Below are 15,961 nucleotides of genomic sequence, written 5' to 3' on the forward strand. Positions count from 1 at the left end.
GTCGGGACCGACCCGACCTACGCTATTGGTGCCGTAGACTCCCGCGACTGCCGCTCGATCGTCTCGACGAATCCCTCGAGCAACAACTCGATCGCCCGTCCGTGGGCCTCCTTGCTGCGATGGACGTGCGTCGGTCGAACTGGTTGTGCGTCGTACGCCGCAAACGATCGGGCCGAGTCTTCGCACTCGAGGTGGTGCCGGAGCCGGTAGAGCAGCGCGTGGAGCTGGACGTACTCCTGCGAGCGCATCTCGCCAATAGGCATGCGCAACTGCTACTTAGTCCCTTTTCGTCTTTCGACAGTGAAAACAGTCCGATGATACGTCGATCCCAGTTTCAGGGGTCGGCGAAGAGGATTACGCCAGCCCGAGCGTCTCCTCGGCCTCGAGGAGTTCGTGGTAGCGGTTCCGGATCGTGACTTCGGAGATGTCGGCGACGTCGCTGACGGCGGCCTGGGTGGTCTTCTCGTTGGTCAGGAGTGCGGCGGCGTACACCGCGGCGGCGGCGAGTCCGACCGGCGACTTGCCGGAGTGGACGCCCTTTTCCTTTGCGTTCTGGAGCAGTCCGCGAGCGCGGTGTTCGGCCTCGTCAGAGAGGTCGAGTCCCGACGCGAAGCGTGGCACGTAGCTCTCGGGGTCGGCGGGCTGGACCTCGAGACCCAGTTCGCGCACGACGTAGCGGTAGGTGCGCGCGATCTCGTTTTTCTCGACGCGGGAGACGTCGGCGATCTCGTCGAGGCTGCGTGGGACGCCGGCCTGACGAGCGGCGGCGTAGACACAGGAGGTCGAGACGCCCTCGATAGAGCGACCGGGGAGCAGGTCCTCGTCGAGTGCGCGGCGGTAGATGACGCTCGCGGTCTCGCGAACGTTCGTCGGTAGTCCGAGCGCACTCGCCATTCGGTCGATCTCGCCCAGTGCCTGTTTGAGGTTGCGCTCCTTGGAGTCGCGGGTGCGGAAGCGCTCGTTCCACTTGCGCAGGCGCTGCATCTTCTCGCGCTGGCGCGATCCCAGCGAGTTACCGTAGGCGTCTTTGTTCCGCCAGTCGATGTTCGTCGAGAGCCCCTTGTCGTGCATCGTGTTCGTCGTGGGCGCACCCACGCGGGACTTCTCGTTTTTCTCAGCGGCGTCGAACGCTCGCCACTCGGGGCCGCGGTCGACCGAGTCCTCTTCGACGACGAGGCCACAGTCCTCACAGACCGTTTCGCCGTGTTCGTCGTCGACAACGAGGTTGCCCGCACACTCGGGGCAGGCGAGATCGTTTGCTTCCGTTTCCGTCGTCGTTTCGTCCGCGTCGTTCGTTTCGTGTTCGGTACGTCGTACTCTGGCGTTTGATGTGGTGTTGGTCATACGATGGCGAGTGCTGACCGGCCGAACTGACTGCAAAAGCCCGGGCGGGTTCGTTACCTAACGGGTTCTGATACTCGAGGGTTAAGGGTTTCGGAATCGCAGTCCGACACCTCCCGAAAACGGGTAATTCGTCGGAACTAGGATGATCAATCAAAACATTAAAGATTAGAAGGCGGTCGAATCGAAGTCGCCAAATTCGGGCCGCTCGAACGAACCGTATGAACGTTGCAGTCGGGAGCACGAACCCGGTGAAAGTCGAAGCCGTCGAACGGACGCTCGAGCGGTTCCAATCGTCTATTACCGCGGTCGAAGTCGACTCGGGCGTCGCCGAACAGCCGTGGTCGATCGGCGAAACCGTCACCGGAGCCGAGAACCGGGCCCGCCGAGCGCTCGCCGCGACCGACGCCGACTACGGAATCGGCCTCGAGGGTGGCGTCGCCCGTTTCGACGGCGTTCCGGGACTCTCGCTGATCATGTGGGCTGCCGCCACCGACGGTAATCGGATCGAACGCGGCGGCGGCCCGACGCTCCGGCTTCCCGACGAGGTTGCACGTCGCCTCGAGGACGGAGCCGAGTTGGGACCCGTGATGGACGACCGTCTCGGCACTGCGGGGATCGCCGAGCGTGACGGTGCTGCCGGCGTTCTCACCGCGGGGCTGACGGATCGGTCGCGAGCGCTCGGCGAAGCGGTCGCCTGTGCGTTCGGGCCGTTTGTCACGACCGGTAATCAGGCGACGGAAACGTCCGAAAGTCACTGACCGAAGCTCCGACAACGCAGCCGTTCAATCGCGTGAACAGCGTTCCGGACGGGACGGTAATTGTATCATATTAGACAGTAAATTGAGTCGGTTCGACAGTGGGTCGAACGACGCCACCGCCAGCCTCTTTATCCGATCGTGAGAGTCAGGAGTTGCCGACAATCATCAAATACAATATATTAACCGGCCGTACCAACGAAAGCTTTCTACTCGGTTATTCTCCCATTACCGTCCCCAAAAATCGCAAGAAAGCGGCGGGTTAACCGTGCGTACCAAACCCCCTAAGGGCGTTCCTGTCATCCATTGAAGTATGAGCACTGCAATGGCCGCCGACCTCACGAGCAAACAACGCCGTATCCTCCAGTACCTCCGAGATCACGCGGGGACGAAGACCTACTTCAAGTCCCGGCTTATCGGCCAGGAACTCGGTATGACGGCGAAAGAGGTCGGGTCGAACATCACGGCGCTCCAGGACGGCAACTACGACGTCGAAATCGAAAAGTGGGGCTACTCCTCGAGTACGACCTGGAAAGTCAACGTTTAACCCACACGTCGCCGGCCGACGTCCGCTCGCGGCCGGTGCACCTCGCGTCCCCCGTTCTGGTTTTCCCGTTTCGCGCGCTCGACTTCGCTTTTATCACCGACGACAACCTACTGGTACGTGACGAATGCTAACGCTCTTTGACATGGACGGAGTCATTCTCAAGGGACCCGGTACCGACCCGCAGGTGTACGCCGACGCCGCCGACGCCGCGCTCGCCGATCTCGGTGCCGATCCGACGCCGGCACAGCGCGCCGAATTGAGGCGACACGACCTCGAGTGTGTGAGAGACCACTGTGAAACGCTAGGCATCGATCCGGCGACGTTCTGGGCGCTGAAAGACGAGCACGCGTCGGCAACGAGCCACGAACTGATCCGGTCGGGCGAGCGCGGTCTGTACGACGATATCGACGCGATCACCGAACTCGCCGAGCGGACGACGGTGGGGCTCGTCACCAATAACCGCCACGCGACCGCCGAATTCGTCGCGGACTATCTCCCCGTCGATTTCGACGTCGTTCGCGGCCGCCGGCCGACGTTCGAGGATTACGAGCGTCGAAAACCGAACCCTCACTTCATCGAAGACGCGCTCGCGACGCTGGGCGTCAGCGACGGCCTCTACGTCGGTGACTCGGTCAAAGACGTCACGGCCGGACACGCAGCTGGACTCGAGACCGCCTACCTTCGCCGGCCTCACAACCGCGAGATCGAGTGTCCCCCAGACGCGACCGCCGAATGCGAATCGCTGACGGAGCTACTGACGCTCGTCAAAACGATCTGAACGGCGAAAACGAAACCGCGGACCGCGAATCGCAAACTACGAAGCGCGAACTGCGAACAACGGACCGCGAACCGAATCGTGCTCGTGCAGTAATCCGATCTTACTCCCCGTACCGAGCCCCTACCCGTCGTACTGGAGGAACTGATCCGCGTTCCGTGCGAGTCGACGCGCCGACTCGCCGAAGGAGTCGGCGTGGCGGACAACCAGAATCAGGACCGACTCGGGCCGTTCGACGGCGTAGCCGTCCTCGCGGGAAAGCAGCCCCGCCTCCTCGAGTTCGCCGGCGTACTTGCTGACGGTCGGCGGCGAGACGTCGAGTGCCGTCGCCAGGTCGCCGGCCGTCGCGTCCGAGTTGTGGAGCAGTTCGATCAGCATTCCCCGCGGCGTCTCCCGGCGCAGGTAGCCAAGCGCCTGTTTCTCGAAGTCGTCGAACCGGCCCGCCGGAACGAACCGCTTGTAGTCGCCGTCGCGGTAGCGTTCGACTACTTCGAGTTCCTCGAGCCGGCGCAGGTGGTGCTGGGTTTCGCCGGTCCCGAGCTGGAGATCATCGCGAATCTTCGAGAAGTGCGCACCGGGTGTCGTCGAGAGATAGCCAGCGATCGCATCGCGGGCGTCGCTCTCACCCGTGTCAGCCGCCGCTGACTCGGAGAGGCCCGCAAGCGGTGCTGCGGCACCGAGAGCAGCAAAGCGGCGCAGGGTCGCTCGTTTGTCGTCGTCGACCCCATCGGGTAATGTCATACTATACCTACTACCCATCACGAGCCGAGCCGTAAAACAGGTTTCGCTCCCCTTTATTCACCGAAAACGGAATGTCTGTCCGATTATGCGTTGGGACTTCGGTCGCCCTCGCCCGCGGCGTCACCGGCGAACTCCTGATCCATCTCCTCGATAACTTCGTCGGGATCGGAGATGGTTCCGGCGTCTTTGCCTTCCTTGATCGCCTGGGCTTCCTGCTCCATCGCTTCGAGGTCCATCTCGGCCTCCTCGTCGATCTCGCCGATGATCTCGGCGATGTCGTCGAGGCCGATCAGTTCGCGCGTCTCCTCGTCGAAGTCCAGGCTCTCGAGGGAGTCACCGTCTTCCTTGACGTCGCTGCCCGAGAGGTGCTTGCCGTAGCGACCGACCATCGACGTGAGTTCCTGGGGCATGACGAACGTCGTCGAATCGCTCTGCCCGATTTCGGCGAGGGTCTCCATCCCTTGGTCGATGATGGCCCGTTCGCCCATCGACTCGGCGGACTTGGCGCGTAGGACCGTCGAAATCGAGTCACCCTGTGCCTCGAGGATCTGACTCTGCTTTTCACCCTGTGCGCGGATGATCTCGCTCTGCTTGTCACCTTCCGCCTTCTCGACGGCACTGCGGCGTTCACCCTGTGCCTCGAGAATCATGGCGCGGCGTTTCCGCTCCGCGGAGGTCTGTTGCTCCATCGCGCGCTGGACGTCCTTCGAGGGGTTGACCTCGCGAACCTCGACGGACTCGACGCGGATCCCCCACTCGTCGGTGGGTTCGTCGAGTTCCTGGCGGATGCGCGCGTTGATCTCCTGGCGCTTGTTGAGCGTGTCGTCGAGTTCCATGTCACCCAGGACGGCACGCAGCGTGGTCTGGGCGAGGTTGGAGACAGCCTTTTTGTAGTCGTCAACCTGCAGGAACGCCTTCTTGGCGTCCATCACTTTGATGTAGACGACCGCGTCGGCCGTCACTGGCGAGTTGTCGCGGGTGATTGCTTCCTGTCGGGGGACGTCCAGCGTTTGCGTTCGCATGTCGAACCGATACGTATTCGAAACGAACGGCGGGACGAAGTTGATACCCGGCTCGAGGAGTTTGCGGTACTCCCCGAAGACGGTCAGGGCGCGTTTCTCGTATGCATCGACGATCTCGATCGCACTGAGCAGTGCGGCGATGACGACGAGGAGGACGAGGGCACCGACGAACAGCAAGGCGCCACCGGTTTGCAGTGGAAGTAGTTCTACGACCATAATTCAGTCTTACGTGGGGGACGGGAAAAACGTTCCCTTATTTCATCGACATATCGGGTCGATTTCGCTCGGTCAGCTCGATTTCTCGGTCTCGGTTTCGGTTTCAGTCTCCGGTTCGGACTCCCGGTCGGGCACCGATGCCGACTCGTCGTCAGCTTCGTCGGTATCTTGCTGCGTTGCCCCTTCGGCCGCGGCGCCTTCCGCGAGCGCTCGGTCGATATCGTCTTCGCCGATCGCGCCGAGCGATTCGACCGTCAGTACGTTCCCGCCGCCGGGATCGAGGACGATGATCTCCTCGCCCTCCTCGATCGTTCCGCTGGTCGATCGCGCACTGTAGTACGGAGCGAACCCGCCCTGGTCGAGTTTCACTTCACCCTCCCGGTTCGAGACGGTCTCGGTGACGTACCCCGTCGACCCGGCCAGCGAACTCGAGTCCGTCGTCTGGGCCGTGCCCTTCCCGCCGTAGAAGTCGAACTCGTTGTAGATGTACGCTGCGGCGACGCCGATAGCGAGCGTGAGCGCCGCCAGTATGAACGGGCTCAGCGGCGACGGGAAAATCACGCCGATGAGTCCCGCACCGACCAGTGCAACCCCGATGACGATGAGATGTGCTCCCGGCGAGATGGCCTCGAGACCCATCAGTATGAGCCCCGCGACCAGGAGCACGAGCGGCATGTTCCCGAAGAGGAGTTCGAGCATATGCTGAACTAAGTTCTCACCCGAATTAAAGGTTGCCGAGCCAGCACAGGGCCCGTCGAAACGGATATATCTGCGGGGAGCAAGGCTGTATAACTCCTATAGGGCAATCGAAATGACTTGAAACATGACGAGTGCCATCATGATCGCACCGAGAAACACGAAGACGGTGTGCTCGAGATCCGGGTCGCCGGGTTCGATCGGCGTCGACCGCGGCTCCGGCGCGTAGGGATCGTCTTCCTCTTCGCCGTCGCCCGCACCTTCGTCGGCGTCGGATCCTGCGGGTTCGGTTTTCTCGGTCTCAGGTGAGAGATCTAGCGGGACTCGATACTCGTCATCGGAGTCGTCGGCTTCGACTCCGGTATCGGCGCTGATCCATTCATCGGGCGTGTTCCGGGTGTCCTGTTCCGATGTCCGCCAGCTATCTCCGGGCCGGTTCTGTTCGCCGTCCGAGTTCTGGACGTCCGGGCTCGTCGGCGACGGCTCCCCTCGATCGTCGCCGTCGTTTCCGGACGCGTCGTCTGCCATATTCAGGCGTAGCAGCCCCGGCATCAAAAACCCGCGGTCCGCAGGTCACACCAACCGGATCCGAGTCGAGCGCTCGAGGCGGACGGATTCGGACTCTCGACTCGCGTTCGCGTGCTCGACCCGTCGAGAGTGAGTGGCGTCCATGGCAGGGATGGGCGTCGATCGGGTCGTGTGCCAGCGACAGTCACGGAGACGAATGCCGTCCGCTCTCGGTTCAGAACTCCGCTGGTCGATCGGTCCGGTCGCCGATGTCGCCGCCGTAGACGACGCCGCGTTCGGCGTCGAGAGTGACGACGGAGCCGTGTGCTCGCTCGGAGAGCGTGGCGCCGCTGATCATCGGAATGTCCATCTCTCTGGCAACCAGTGCCGGGTAGCCGGTCAGTCCGCGCTGGGAATCGACGATCCCGCCGATCTTCGTCAGGTCGCCCTCGAACTCCTCGTCGTAATCGGCCGGCAGCGACAGGATCGCCCCGTCCGGAATCGACGAGAGGTCGCCATCGGTGAGTTCCACGAGCGGACCGGTCGTCCGACCGTCGACCACGACCCGCCCGGTCGTCAACGCCTCGGCCGCGACGTGGACTTTCAGCATGTTCGTCGTGTTCGCGCCCTCGAGTTCGGTCATCATGCCACAGAGGACGACGACGGTGTCGCCGCTCTCGGCGACGCCGGCATCGAGCGCCGCCTGTACGGCCTTCTCGACGACGGCGTCGGCCCCCTGATCCGAGACGCGGGCGTACAGCGGCGTCACGCCCCACGATAGCGCCAACTGGCGCCGAATCCGGTGACTCGGCGTCGAGGCGACGACCGGAACGCCGGGTCGGTACTTCGCCGTTTTCAGCGCCGTGTAGCCGGACTCGGTCGCGGCGACGACCGCGTCGGCGTTGATATCTCGGGCGAGAAAGCGCGCCGAGCGAGCGAGGGCATCCGTCCGCGCCTCGCCCGCGGCGGGCACGCGTTGCTCGAGCATCTCGGCGTACTCGCCGGAGTTTTCGACCTCGCGGACGATGCTGTCCATCGCGTCGACGACCTCGACGGGATGGTCGCCGATGGCGGTCTCGGCCGACAGCATGACGGCGTCGGTGCCGTCGAGGACGGCGTTTGCGACGTCCGAAGCCTCCGCTCGCGTCGGTCGCCGAGCGTGGACCATCGAATCGAGCATCTCGGTCGCCGTGATCACCGGCGATCCCGTGTTGCGACACTTTCGGATGATCCGTTTCTGAATCATCGGGACGTCCTCCATCGGACACTCGACGCCCAGATCACCGCGAGCGACCATGATCCCGTAGGAGGCTTCGATGATTTCGTCGAGGTTCTCCACCGCACCCGCGCGTTCGATCTTTGCGATGAGCGGGATCTCAACGTCCAGTTCTTCGAGAACCTCGCTGACCTCGTAGACGTCTTCGGCGTCGCGGACGAAACTCGCCGCGACGAAGTCGACCTCCTTCTCGGCGGCCAACTCGAGGTCCTCGCGGTCCGATTCGGTGACGATGTCCAGATCGAGATCGACGCCGGGAACGTTGACCCCCTTGCGGCCGCCCAGTTCGCCCCCGGTGTCGACGTGCGCTCGAACCGACTCGCCGTCGCGCTCGAGCACGGTCGTCTCGATCAGCCCGTCGTCGAGCAGGATGCGGTCGCCCTCCTCGACGGCGTCGATCGGCAGCGAGAGGCCGATCGTCTCGGGCGATACCTCGTCGCCCTCGACGAATCGAATCTCCGACCCCGTCTCGAGCGAGACGGTCTCCCCCTCAGGAAGCGGCGCGGTTCGAACCTCGGGTCCCTGCATGTCGAGCATCACCGCGACGGGTTCCGCCCGGTTCTCGTCGACGGTCCGAACGCGGTCGATCAGCTCGGCCCGATCCTCCCGGCTGCCGTGGCTCGCGTTCAGGCGGGCGACGGACATGCCCGCCTCCGCGAGCTCCCGGATCGTCCCCCGATCGCTCGAGGCCGGTCCCAGCGTACAGACGATTTTCGCGTTTCTCATACGTCGGGCTAGCGCGGGTACGGCTAAAAAGGTGGGTGACTAACTCGAACTCGAGTTCCTTTTCAGCCCGTCTTGTGCCACGCCAATCGTTTTCCCCGTTACCGCCCGAAACGGGATATGGTCACCTACGCGTCACTGGTCGACGTCGACGACCGAGACGTCCAGAACGCTCAGGAACTCTCGTCGATCTGGGGCGAGATCAAAACCGAGTTCGAAGCGCACAACTCGGAGATAGTCGATTCGTACGCGATTCTCGGCAAACACGACTTTCTGGTCGTGTTCGACGCGGCCGACCGAGAAGCCGCGTTCAAGTCGGCGTTGACGCTTCGCCGCCACGGGCTGTCGGCCCAGACAATGGAGGTCGTCGATACGGACGACTTCGCGCATCTCGTCGACGAAGTCTGATCGCGGTCCCGACCGACCGGTCCCGCCGTTCTCAGGGCCGTGGCTGTGAAAAACGAAGGCGCTTCGTACTCGAGCTTACTTGATCTTCTCGCCGATTTCGGCGTCGCCGTGTGTCGTCAGCAGGTCGGCCTCCTCGCCGGCCGCGAGGATCATCCCGTTGGACTCGACGCCGAACAGCTCCGCGGGCTCCATGTTCGCGAGCAACACGCAGTTCGTCCCCGGCAGTTCGTCGAGGTCGTGTAACTGCTTGATTCCCGCCACGACCTGTCGGGTCTCGAAGCCGATATCGACCTCGAGGCGGGCGAGGTCGTCCGCACCCTCGATCCCGTCGGCCGTTTCGATCCGTCCGACGCGGATATCCAGGTCCTGGAAGTCTTCGAAGCCGATGCGATCCTCGAGAAGCGGTTCGAGATCCGCTGTGTCTTCGTCTGCCATATCGTCGGATTCGCTCGCGTCGGTGTCGTCGGTTTCGGTTTCCGCGTCCGCCTCGCTTTTGCCGTCGTCTCCCGCGGCCGCGACGTGCTCCTCGAGTTTCTCGTTTAACTCCGCGACGCGCTCGTCTTCGATCTTCTCGAAGAGTTCGCCGGGCTCGTCGAAGTTTCGCGGCGGAGCCTCGAGGGTCTCCTCGAGGTGGGCGTCGGCAACCGATCCGTCTTCACCCAACTGCTCCCACAGGTTCTGGGCCTTGTCGGGCGCGATCGGCTCGAGCAAGACGCCGACGGCTTTGGCGATCTGAACGCAGTCGCGGATGACCTGTGCGGCCCGTTCGGGTTCCTCGTCGGTGAGCTTCCAGGGCTCGTTGCGCTGAATGTACTCGTTGCCGAACTGGGCGAGTTGCGTGGCGGCGCGGCCGACCTCGCGAAGGTCGTAATCGTTGACGGCGTCGCGGTTCTGGCCGATCGCTCCCTCGATACGCTCTCGGACCTCTTCGGAAACGTCGGCTTCCGGCGTACCCTCGTAGTTCCGGTAGGCAAAGAGCAGCGAGCGGTACCAGAAGTTGCCGACCGTTCCCACCAACTCGCCGTTGACCTTCTCCTGGAACGCGTCCCAGGAGAAGTCGACGTCCTGCTGGAGGCCGCCGGTCGTCGTCAGATAGTACCGCAGCAGATCGGGGTGGAAGCCCTCGTCTACGTACTCCTTCGCCCAGATTGCGCGATTTCGGCTGGTCGAGAGCCCCTTGCCGTTGATGGTGATGAACCCGGTGGCAGCGACCGCACGCGGGGCGTTGTAGCCGGCGCCCTCGAGCATCGCGGGCCAGAAGATGGTGTGGTGCTGGATGATGTCCCGGCCGATGATGTGGATGATATCACCGTCTTCTTTCCAGACGCGTTCCCAGTCGTACTCGTCGGTGCCGACGCGCTCGGCGTACTGTTTGGTCGAGGCGATGTACTCGATCGGGGCATCGACCCAGACGTAGAGGACGAGGTCGTCGTCCGTTTCGGTATCGTCCTCGTCGCCCGGATAGTTGATCCCCCAGTCCATGTCCCGCGTGATACACCAGTCTTGCAGCCCGTCCTCGATCCACTGTCGCGGCTGGTTGCGCGCGTTCGAGGTCCCCTCGAGGCCGTCTAAGAACTCGGTCAGGTAGTCCGCGAACTCCGAGACTTCGAAGAACTTGTGCGGCCGCTTCCGGTACTCGGCCGGATTCCCGGTGATCGTACTCGTCGGGTCCTCGACTTCGCCGGGCTCTAGGTGGCGCTGACAGCCCTCGTCACACTCGTCGCCGCGGGCCTTCTCGCCGCAGTAGGGACAAGTGCCCTCGACGTAACGGTCGGGGAGGTACTGATCCGCGTCGGGGTCGTAGGCGACCTGGATCTCCTTCTCGTAGATGTATCCCTCCTCGTCCAGTGTGCGGACGATCTCCTGGGTCAGTTCCGTGTTCGTCTCGTCGTGGGTGTGCCCGTAGTTGTCGAACTCGACGTTGAACTTGGGGAACGTCTCCTCGTACTGTTCGTGCCAGTCCAGGGCGAACTCCGCGGGATCGACGCCCTCCTGCTCGGCGTTGACCGCGACGGGCGTACCGTGCATGTCCGACCCGGAGACGTACGCCGTCTCCTGGCCGAGCGTCTCGAGGGCGCGCGCAAAGGCGTCGCCGCCCACGTACGTTCGAAGGTGGCCGACGTGGAGGTCGCCGTTGGCGTAGGGCAACCCACAGGTAACCACCGCTGGTCTCTCCGTCGGAAACTCGTCGTTGCTCATATCTGTGTGCTGTCGGTGACGGGCGTAAAACCCGCCGGTTTTCGATCAGTAGTTCGATCGCGAGCATTACCGGTCGTTTTCGGGGAAATCGAACCCGAACCGGGTTTCGACGCCGCGCGAACATCGTATGAGCGATGCGTTCGCAGCGTTCCTCCCGGCGTGTGCCGTCGCTACGGGCTCATTAGGAACAGAACCGTATCGCGAACCGCTCGCGTCGTCATTAGTTTCGGGTTACGTCCGGGCCGATATAACTGTTCGGCTCGGCGCGCACGGGACAGTGACAACGAGTTCCCCGTCTCGAGCGATCCAATTTCAACGGCGGTGAATTCGTCAGTAGTGTACGTATTCGGTCCTCAAATCGCGGGTTTCCGGTCTCGACGGTCACGTACTGTTTTGCGAGAGACGATATCACACCCCAACCATGAGCTCCGTCGACATTCCGCGCGAACAGTGGGCGACGCGCATCGGCTTCATCTTCGCGGCCGTCGGGAGCGCCGTCGGCCTGGGGAACATCTGGCGGTTCCCCTTCCAGGTGGGTCAGGAGGGCGGTGCCGGCTTCCTGTTGATATACCTGTTGTTCATCGTCGTCATCGGATTTCCGGCGATGCTCGTCGAGTTCGTCGTCGGCCGTTACACGGAGCGCAATCCCGTCGGTGCGCTCAAACAGGTCGGCTCCGGGATCTGGGAGTACGTCGGCTGGATCTTCATCGCGACCGGCTTCGTCATCCTGTCGTACTACAGCGTCGTCGCCGGCTGGACGATCCGCTATACGATCCTCGGACTGCAAGACGGCTACATCGCCGACGCCGCCGAAGCCGAAGCCCAGTTCGTGAGCCTCGCCAGCGGCCTCGAGGCGATCTTGCTCCACGCCGTCTTCATGGCCGCCGTGATCGCCATCGTTGCCGTCGGGATCGAACGCGGCATCGAACTCGCCGTGAAGGTGATGGTTCCCGCGATCATCCTCATCACGATCGGACTGGCGATCTACGCCGCCACGCTCGAGGGCGCGGGCGAGGCCTACAGCTACTACCTCTCGCCCGAGTGGGGGACGATCGCCGCAAACTGGCAGAGCATCGTTCCCGCGGCCGCGGGACAGGCCTTCTTCACCCTCTCGCTCGGCATGGGGGTGATGATCACCTACGCGTCGTATCTGGGAGAGAACCGCAACCTCGCGGAGGACGGGGCGATCATCATCGGCTTCGACACCGCGATCGCCTTCATCACCGGGTTGATCGTCTTTCCCATCCTCTTTACCGCGGGCGTCGATCCAGCCGATCCCGGAGCCGGCGCGATTTTCGTCTCGCTGGCCGCCGCGTTCGGCGACCTGACGCTCGGTTGGCTGATCGGCGCGGTTTTCTTCGGGACCGTCGCTATCGCCGCCCTCTCGAGTGCGATCAGCCTGATGGAGGTGGTCGTTTCCTACATCATCGACGAGCGAGGAGTCAGCCGTCCGACGGCGGCGGTCGGTATCGGCGGCGGGATGTTCCTGCTCGGGATCCCGTCGGCCTACGACCTCGTCTTGCTCGACCTGTTCGATCTATTCGCGGACCAGATCCTCCTCGTTCTCGGCGGACTCCTCCTGATGATCCTCGTCGGTTGGTCGCTATCGGAACTCGCCGTCGAGGAACTCCAGCGCGGCATCGGCGATCTCGGCTCGCTCGCTTCCGCCTGGATCTGGGCCGTCAGAATTCCGGTCATCCTCGTGTTGCTCGTCGCGCTCACGCTCGGCATCCTCGACTACTACGAGTTCCTCACCGGCCCCTTCGCGGAGTGGATCGGCGAGCAGTAGTACTAGTGCTGATTCTGGTCCCGGTACGGCCCGGATCTTCCTCAATCGATTGCGCCTCAGACACAGGTTCGGCTCAGACTGAGACCCGGCCTCAGCCGTCCGTCGGCTCATCGCTCTCTTCACGCTCTGTGACCCGCCAGATATCCGGCAGTAGCTCGAGTCGACTGGCGAACAGGAGCCCGAGTCCGAGCAGCAAACAGCCGAAAAACGCGACCAGAAACGTCCCGCCGCCAGGGAAAATGACGAGCGCGACGGCCGCCCCGACCCACGTGAGCCAGGCCAGGGTTTCCCAGGGCCGTCCGTCGTAGAGCCGCCACATCGACAGCGAGAGCGCGAAGCCGCCGAGCGCGGCCGCCACCAGCACGCCCTCGAGAACCGTCGAGGCCGCGACCAGCACGCCGAAGCCGACGACTGCGACCATGTCGAACCGATCCAGTGCCATACCTGAGGGTCAGGGCGACACACCAAACGGCTACCGATCTTTCCTCGCGGACCGGTCCCCTCGTTGCGCGAGCGTCGCCGTCCGGCCGACAGCAATATACACCGTGGCCACCATCACTATACCGTTCAGAGAGAACGATCACGTATGCCGGACGAACGGCTCGACAAATACCGCGCTATCTGTGAAAACATCCACGATATCGCGTATATCGTTGATTCGGATCGGCAATTAACGTTTGTCAACAGTCGGTTCGCCGAAATGGCCGATCAACCGCGAGAGCAACTCGAGGGAACGCCGCTCGAGCAAGTCGCGATGAGCATCACCGACGAGGCTTCGAGAGTTGAGTTTCTCGACGCCGTCGATCGGATTCTCGAGGGGGAAATACGCGAAACCAAACTGGAACATCCGGCCAACTCTCCGGTTCTCGGGGATCATATCGCTGAAACGCGGCTGACGGTCTACGAACCCGAGGGGACGCCCGAAGGCGTCATCGGCACCGCTCGAGACGTGACCGATCGGAAGGCCTCGGAGAGACAGCTACAGCGAGAGCGCGATCGACTCGATCGGTTTTCGGGCATCGTCGCCCACGACCTCCGAAACCCCTTGAACGTCGCGACGGGGCGTCTGTCACTCGTTCGGGAAACGTGTCGGGAGGAGCGGGAACAAGCGCAGGACAAGGAGCAGGACCAAGAGAGAGGCCGGAACCAGGAACATCTGGACGCGATCGAAACATCGCTGAACCGCATGAGTCGAATCATCGACGATATGTTGCATCTCAGCCGCGAGGGGCGAGATATCGGCGCGACGGAACCGATCGATCCGGAGCGCGTCGCGACCGCCGCGTGGGAGTCGATCGTCGTCCCTGAGGCCGAGTTCGAACTGGTCCGAACGGACGATCACGTCGGATTGGTTCTGGGGGACGCCGATCGGCTCACACGGCTCTTCGAGAACCTGTTCCGAAACGCCGTGGAGCACGACGAGGAGCCGGCCAGCGTTCGCGTCGAACTGTTCGAAGACGGGTTCGCGGTCGAAGATACCGGACCGGGGATCCCGGAGGCGGAACGCGACCGCGTGTTCGATTCCGGCTATTCGATCAGTACGGACGGAACCGGCTACGGGCTGAGTATCGTTCGACAGATCGTCGACGCACACGGGTGGAGCATCGACGTCACTGACGGAGACGACGGCGCGCGATTCGAGATCACCGGGATCGAGACCGTCGGCCGGTAGCCACCGCCCAGATTCATCCCGCTTCGATATCCGCCTCACTCGAGACGACCGAGCGCCCCGGACGGCTCAATCGTCGCTCATAACGGGAACGCTCGCACGCACCTCGAGACGGTCCAGATCGCCGATAAAAGAGGCCAGCATCTCGCGGGTGACGTGGGGCATGCACACGATCCGCAACTCGCCGGTTCCGGTCCGGGAGATGCGCCACCCCTCGGCCCGCAGCGCGTCGAACGTCGATTTGGGAACGTCGGCCGCGACGAGCGGCAACGTCGGGTCGACGACCTCGTAGCCGCGCTTCTCGAGGGCGTCGGCCAGCCACTCGGCGTTGTTCCGCGAGCGAACGTACTGGCGCTCGTACCCCTCGGGCCACAGTTCCGCCATCGCGGCGACCGCACTCGCGACGCCCGCGCCCGATCGGGTTCCCGTCAACGTGGCCTGCGAGGTCGACTCGAGGTAGGGCGTGTCAACGGCGAGTTCGTCGAACAGGTCGTCGGAACGGGCGAGCAGTCCGCCGGCAGGCACCGCAGCCTGCCCCATCTTGTGCGGATCGATCGCCATCGTGTCGACCGGCGCGTGGTCGAAGTGCCACTCGAAGTCGGTAAACGGCAGGACGAAGCCGCCCCAGGCGGCGTCGACGTGAAGCATGGCGTCGACTGCCTCGGCGATCTCGCCGAGTTCCGGAATCGGATCGACGCGGCCGTACTCGGTCGTTCCCGCAACGCCGATCACCATCGCCGTCTCTTCGTCGACACAGGAACGAACCGCCTCGAGATCCGCCCGGAACGAGTCGTCCGTAGGGACGATACGCAGGTCGACGCCGAGCACGTCGGCCGCCTTCTGAAAACTGAAGTGTGCCGACTCGGGCATGACGACGTTCGGCGTCCGCGTCTCGGCGCGGTTGCGAGCGATCCGGACGGCCTGGATGTTCGCCTCCGTCCCCCCGCTGGCGATGTAGCCGGACGGATCCTCGAGACCAGCGATATCTCCGAGCATGGAGACGGCCTCGTCCTCGAGGGCTGTCACCGACGGATACGTCCCGGGGTCGCCGGGGTTCGTCGCGAGAAACCGTTCGGCCGCCTCGCGTGCGACAGGGTGTGGCTCCGTACACATCGACGAGAGCACCCGGTCGAACGCTTGCGGCTCGATTTGCATATCACGCACAAAGACGTTCACCGGTTTCAACGTTGCGCTTAACCGCTGTTTCGCGGGTTACCGACTCCCGCTCGAGCAGCCGGTAAAACGGCTGCGTTTAGTGGCGAAACGCTGGAAAAAGAGACGCTGATCACGTGTT

At 63.4% G+C, this 15,961-nt stretch carries 16 protein-coding genes; 6 read left to right on the forward strand and 10 right to left on the reverse strand.

Annotation, left to right across the window (positions count from 1 at the left end):
• Positions 1–17: 17 nt before the first annotated feature.
• Complete coding sequence (locus tag GS429_RS01875; RefSeq protein ID WP_235920704.1) at positions 18–263, reverse strand: UPF0058 family protein; 246 nt, start codon at positions 261–263, stop codon at positions 18–20.
• Positions 264–354: 91 nt separating this feature from the next.
• A complete protein-coding gene (locus tag GS429_RS01880) occupies positions 355–1,344 on the reverse strand; it encodes a transcription initiation factor IIB (protein ID WP_160062177.1) in 990 nt (329 codons plus the stop codon).
• 218 nt (positions 1,345–1,562) lie between these two features.
• Between GS429_RS01880 and GS429_RS01885 the strand changes: the two genes are divergently transcribed.
• The 3 genes from GS429_RS01885 (at position 1,563) to GS429_RS01895 (ending at position 3,424) form a co-directional block, all read left to right on the forward strand.
• A complete protein-coding gene (locus tag GS429_RS01885; protein ID WP_160062178.1) occupies positions 1,563–2,102 on the forward strand; it encodes a DUF84 family protein in 540 nt (179 codons plus the stop codon).
• Positions 2,103–2,412: 310 nt separating this feature from the next.
• A complete protein-coding gene (locus tag GS429_RS01890; protein ID WP_160062180.1) occupies positions 2,413–2,646 on the forward strand; it encodes a DUF7123 family protein in 234 nt (77 codons plus the stop codon).
• 142 nt (positions 2,647–2,788) lie between these two features.
• Positions 2,789–3,424 (forward strand): HAD family hydrolase, encoded by a 636-nt coding sequence (locus GS429_RS01895; protein WP_425438171.1) that lies wholly within the window; start codon positions 2,789–2,791, stop codon positions 3,422–3,424.
• A 120-nt stretch (positions 3,425–3,544) separates the two neighbouring features.
• Here the strand turns inward: GS429_RS01895 and GS429_RS01900 are convergent, their stop codons facing one another.
• The 5 genes from GS429_RS01900 to pyk all read right to left on the reverse strand — a co-directional run bounded on the left by GS429_RS01900 (position 3,545) and on the right by pyk (position 8,605).
• Positions 3,545–4,162, reverse strand: coding sequence for a winged helix-turn-helix transcriptional regulator (locus GS429_RS01900; RefSeq protein WP_160062184.1), 618 nt, complete (start codon positions 4,160–4,162; stop codon positions 3,545–3,547).
• An 83-nt stretch (positions 4,163–4,245) separates the two neighbouring features.
• Positions 4,246–5,400, reverse strand: a complete 1,155-nt coding sequence (locus GS429_RS01905; protein WP_160062186.1) for an SPFH domain-containing protein — start codon at positions 5,398–5,400, stop codon at positions 4,246–4,248.
• Between the two features lie 72 nt (positions 5,401–5,472).
• Positions 5,473–6,099, reverse strand: coding sequence for an NfeD family protein (locus tag GS429_RS01910; RefSeq protein WP_160062188.1), 627 nt, complete (start codon positions 6,097–6,099; stop codon positions 5,473–5,475).
• 96 nt (positions 6,100–6,195) lie between these two features.
• Entirely contained in the window at positions 6,196–6,624 is a 429-nt protein-coding gene (locus GS429_RS01915; RefSeq protein ID WP_160062190.1) for a DUF7312 domain-containing protein, read from the reverse strand.
• 214 nt (positions 6,625–6,838) lie between these two features.
• Positions 6,839–8,605, reverse strand: a complete 1,767-nt coding sequence (gene pyk / locus GS429_RS01920) for a pyruvate kinase (protein ID WP_160062192.1) — start codon at positions 8,603–8,605, stop codon at positions 6,839–6,841.
• Between the two features lie 117 nt (positions 8,606–8,722).
• Between pyk and GS429_RS01925 the strand changes: the two genes are divergently transcribed.
• Positions 8,723–9,010 (forward strand): GYD domain-containing protein, encoded by a 288-nt coding sequence (locus tag GS429_RS01925; protein WP_160062194.1) that lies wholly within the window; start codon positions 8,723–8,725, stop codon positions 9,008–9,010.
• 75 nt (positions 9,011–9,085) lie between these two features.
• On the opposite strand, the gene metG is transcribed toward GS429_RS01925, so the two are convergent.
• Complete coding sequence (gene metG / locus GS429_RS01930) at positions 9,086–11,209, reverse strand: methionine--tRNA ligase (RefSeq protein WP_160062196.1); 2,124 nt, start codon at positions 11,207–11,209, stop codon at positions 9,086–9,088.
• Between the two features lie 421 nt (positions 11,210–11,630).
• On the opposite strand from metG, the gene GS429_RS01935 reads away from it, so the two are divergent.
• Positions 11,631–12,998, forward strand: coding sequence for a sodium-dependent transporter (locus GS429_RS01935; protein ID WP_160062198.1), 1,368 nt, complete (start codon positions 11,631–11,633; stop codon positions 12,996–12,998).
• Positions 12,999–13,089: 91 nt separating this feature from the next.
• Here the strand turns inward: GS429_RS01935 and GS429_RS01940 are convergent, their stop codons facing one another.
• Positions 13,090–13,440: a hypothetical protein gene (locus tag GS429_RS01940; protein ID WP_160062200.1), complete on the reverse strand. Its 351-nt coding sequence runs from the start codon at positions 13,438–13,440 to the stop codon at positions 13,090–13,092.
• A gap of 144 nt (positions 13,441–13,584) precedes the next feature.
• Here GS429_RS01940 and GS429_RS01945 point away from each other — a divergent pair, with 144 nt between their 5' ends.
• Positions 13,585–14,670, forward strand: coding sequence for a sensor histidine kinase (locus GS429_RS01945; RefSeq protein WP_160062202.1), 1,086 nt, complete (start codon positions 13,585–13,587; stop codon positions 14,668–14,670).
• 66 nt (positions 14,671–14,736) lie between these two features.
• On the opposite strand, the gene mfnA is transcribed toward GS429_RS01945, so the two are convergent.
• Positions 14,737–15,822, reverse strand: coding sequence for a tyrosine decarboxylase MfnA (gene mfnA, locus GS429_RS01950; RefSeq protein WP_160062204.1), 1,086 nt, complete (start codon positions 15,820–15,822; stop codon positions 14,737–14,739).
• Between the last annotated feature and the right edge of the window lie 139 nt (positions 15,823–15,961).

Origin of the sequence: Natronorubrum halalkaliphilum (assembly GCF_009834785.1) — an archaeon.
In the GTDB taxonomy this organism is placed as follows: Archaea; Halobacteriota; Halobacteria; order Halobacteriales; family Natrialbaceae; genus Natronorubrum; species Natronorubrum halalkaliphilum.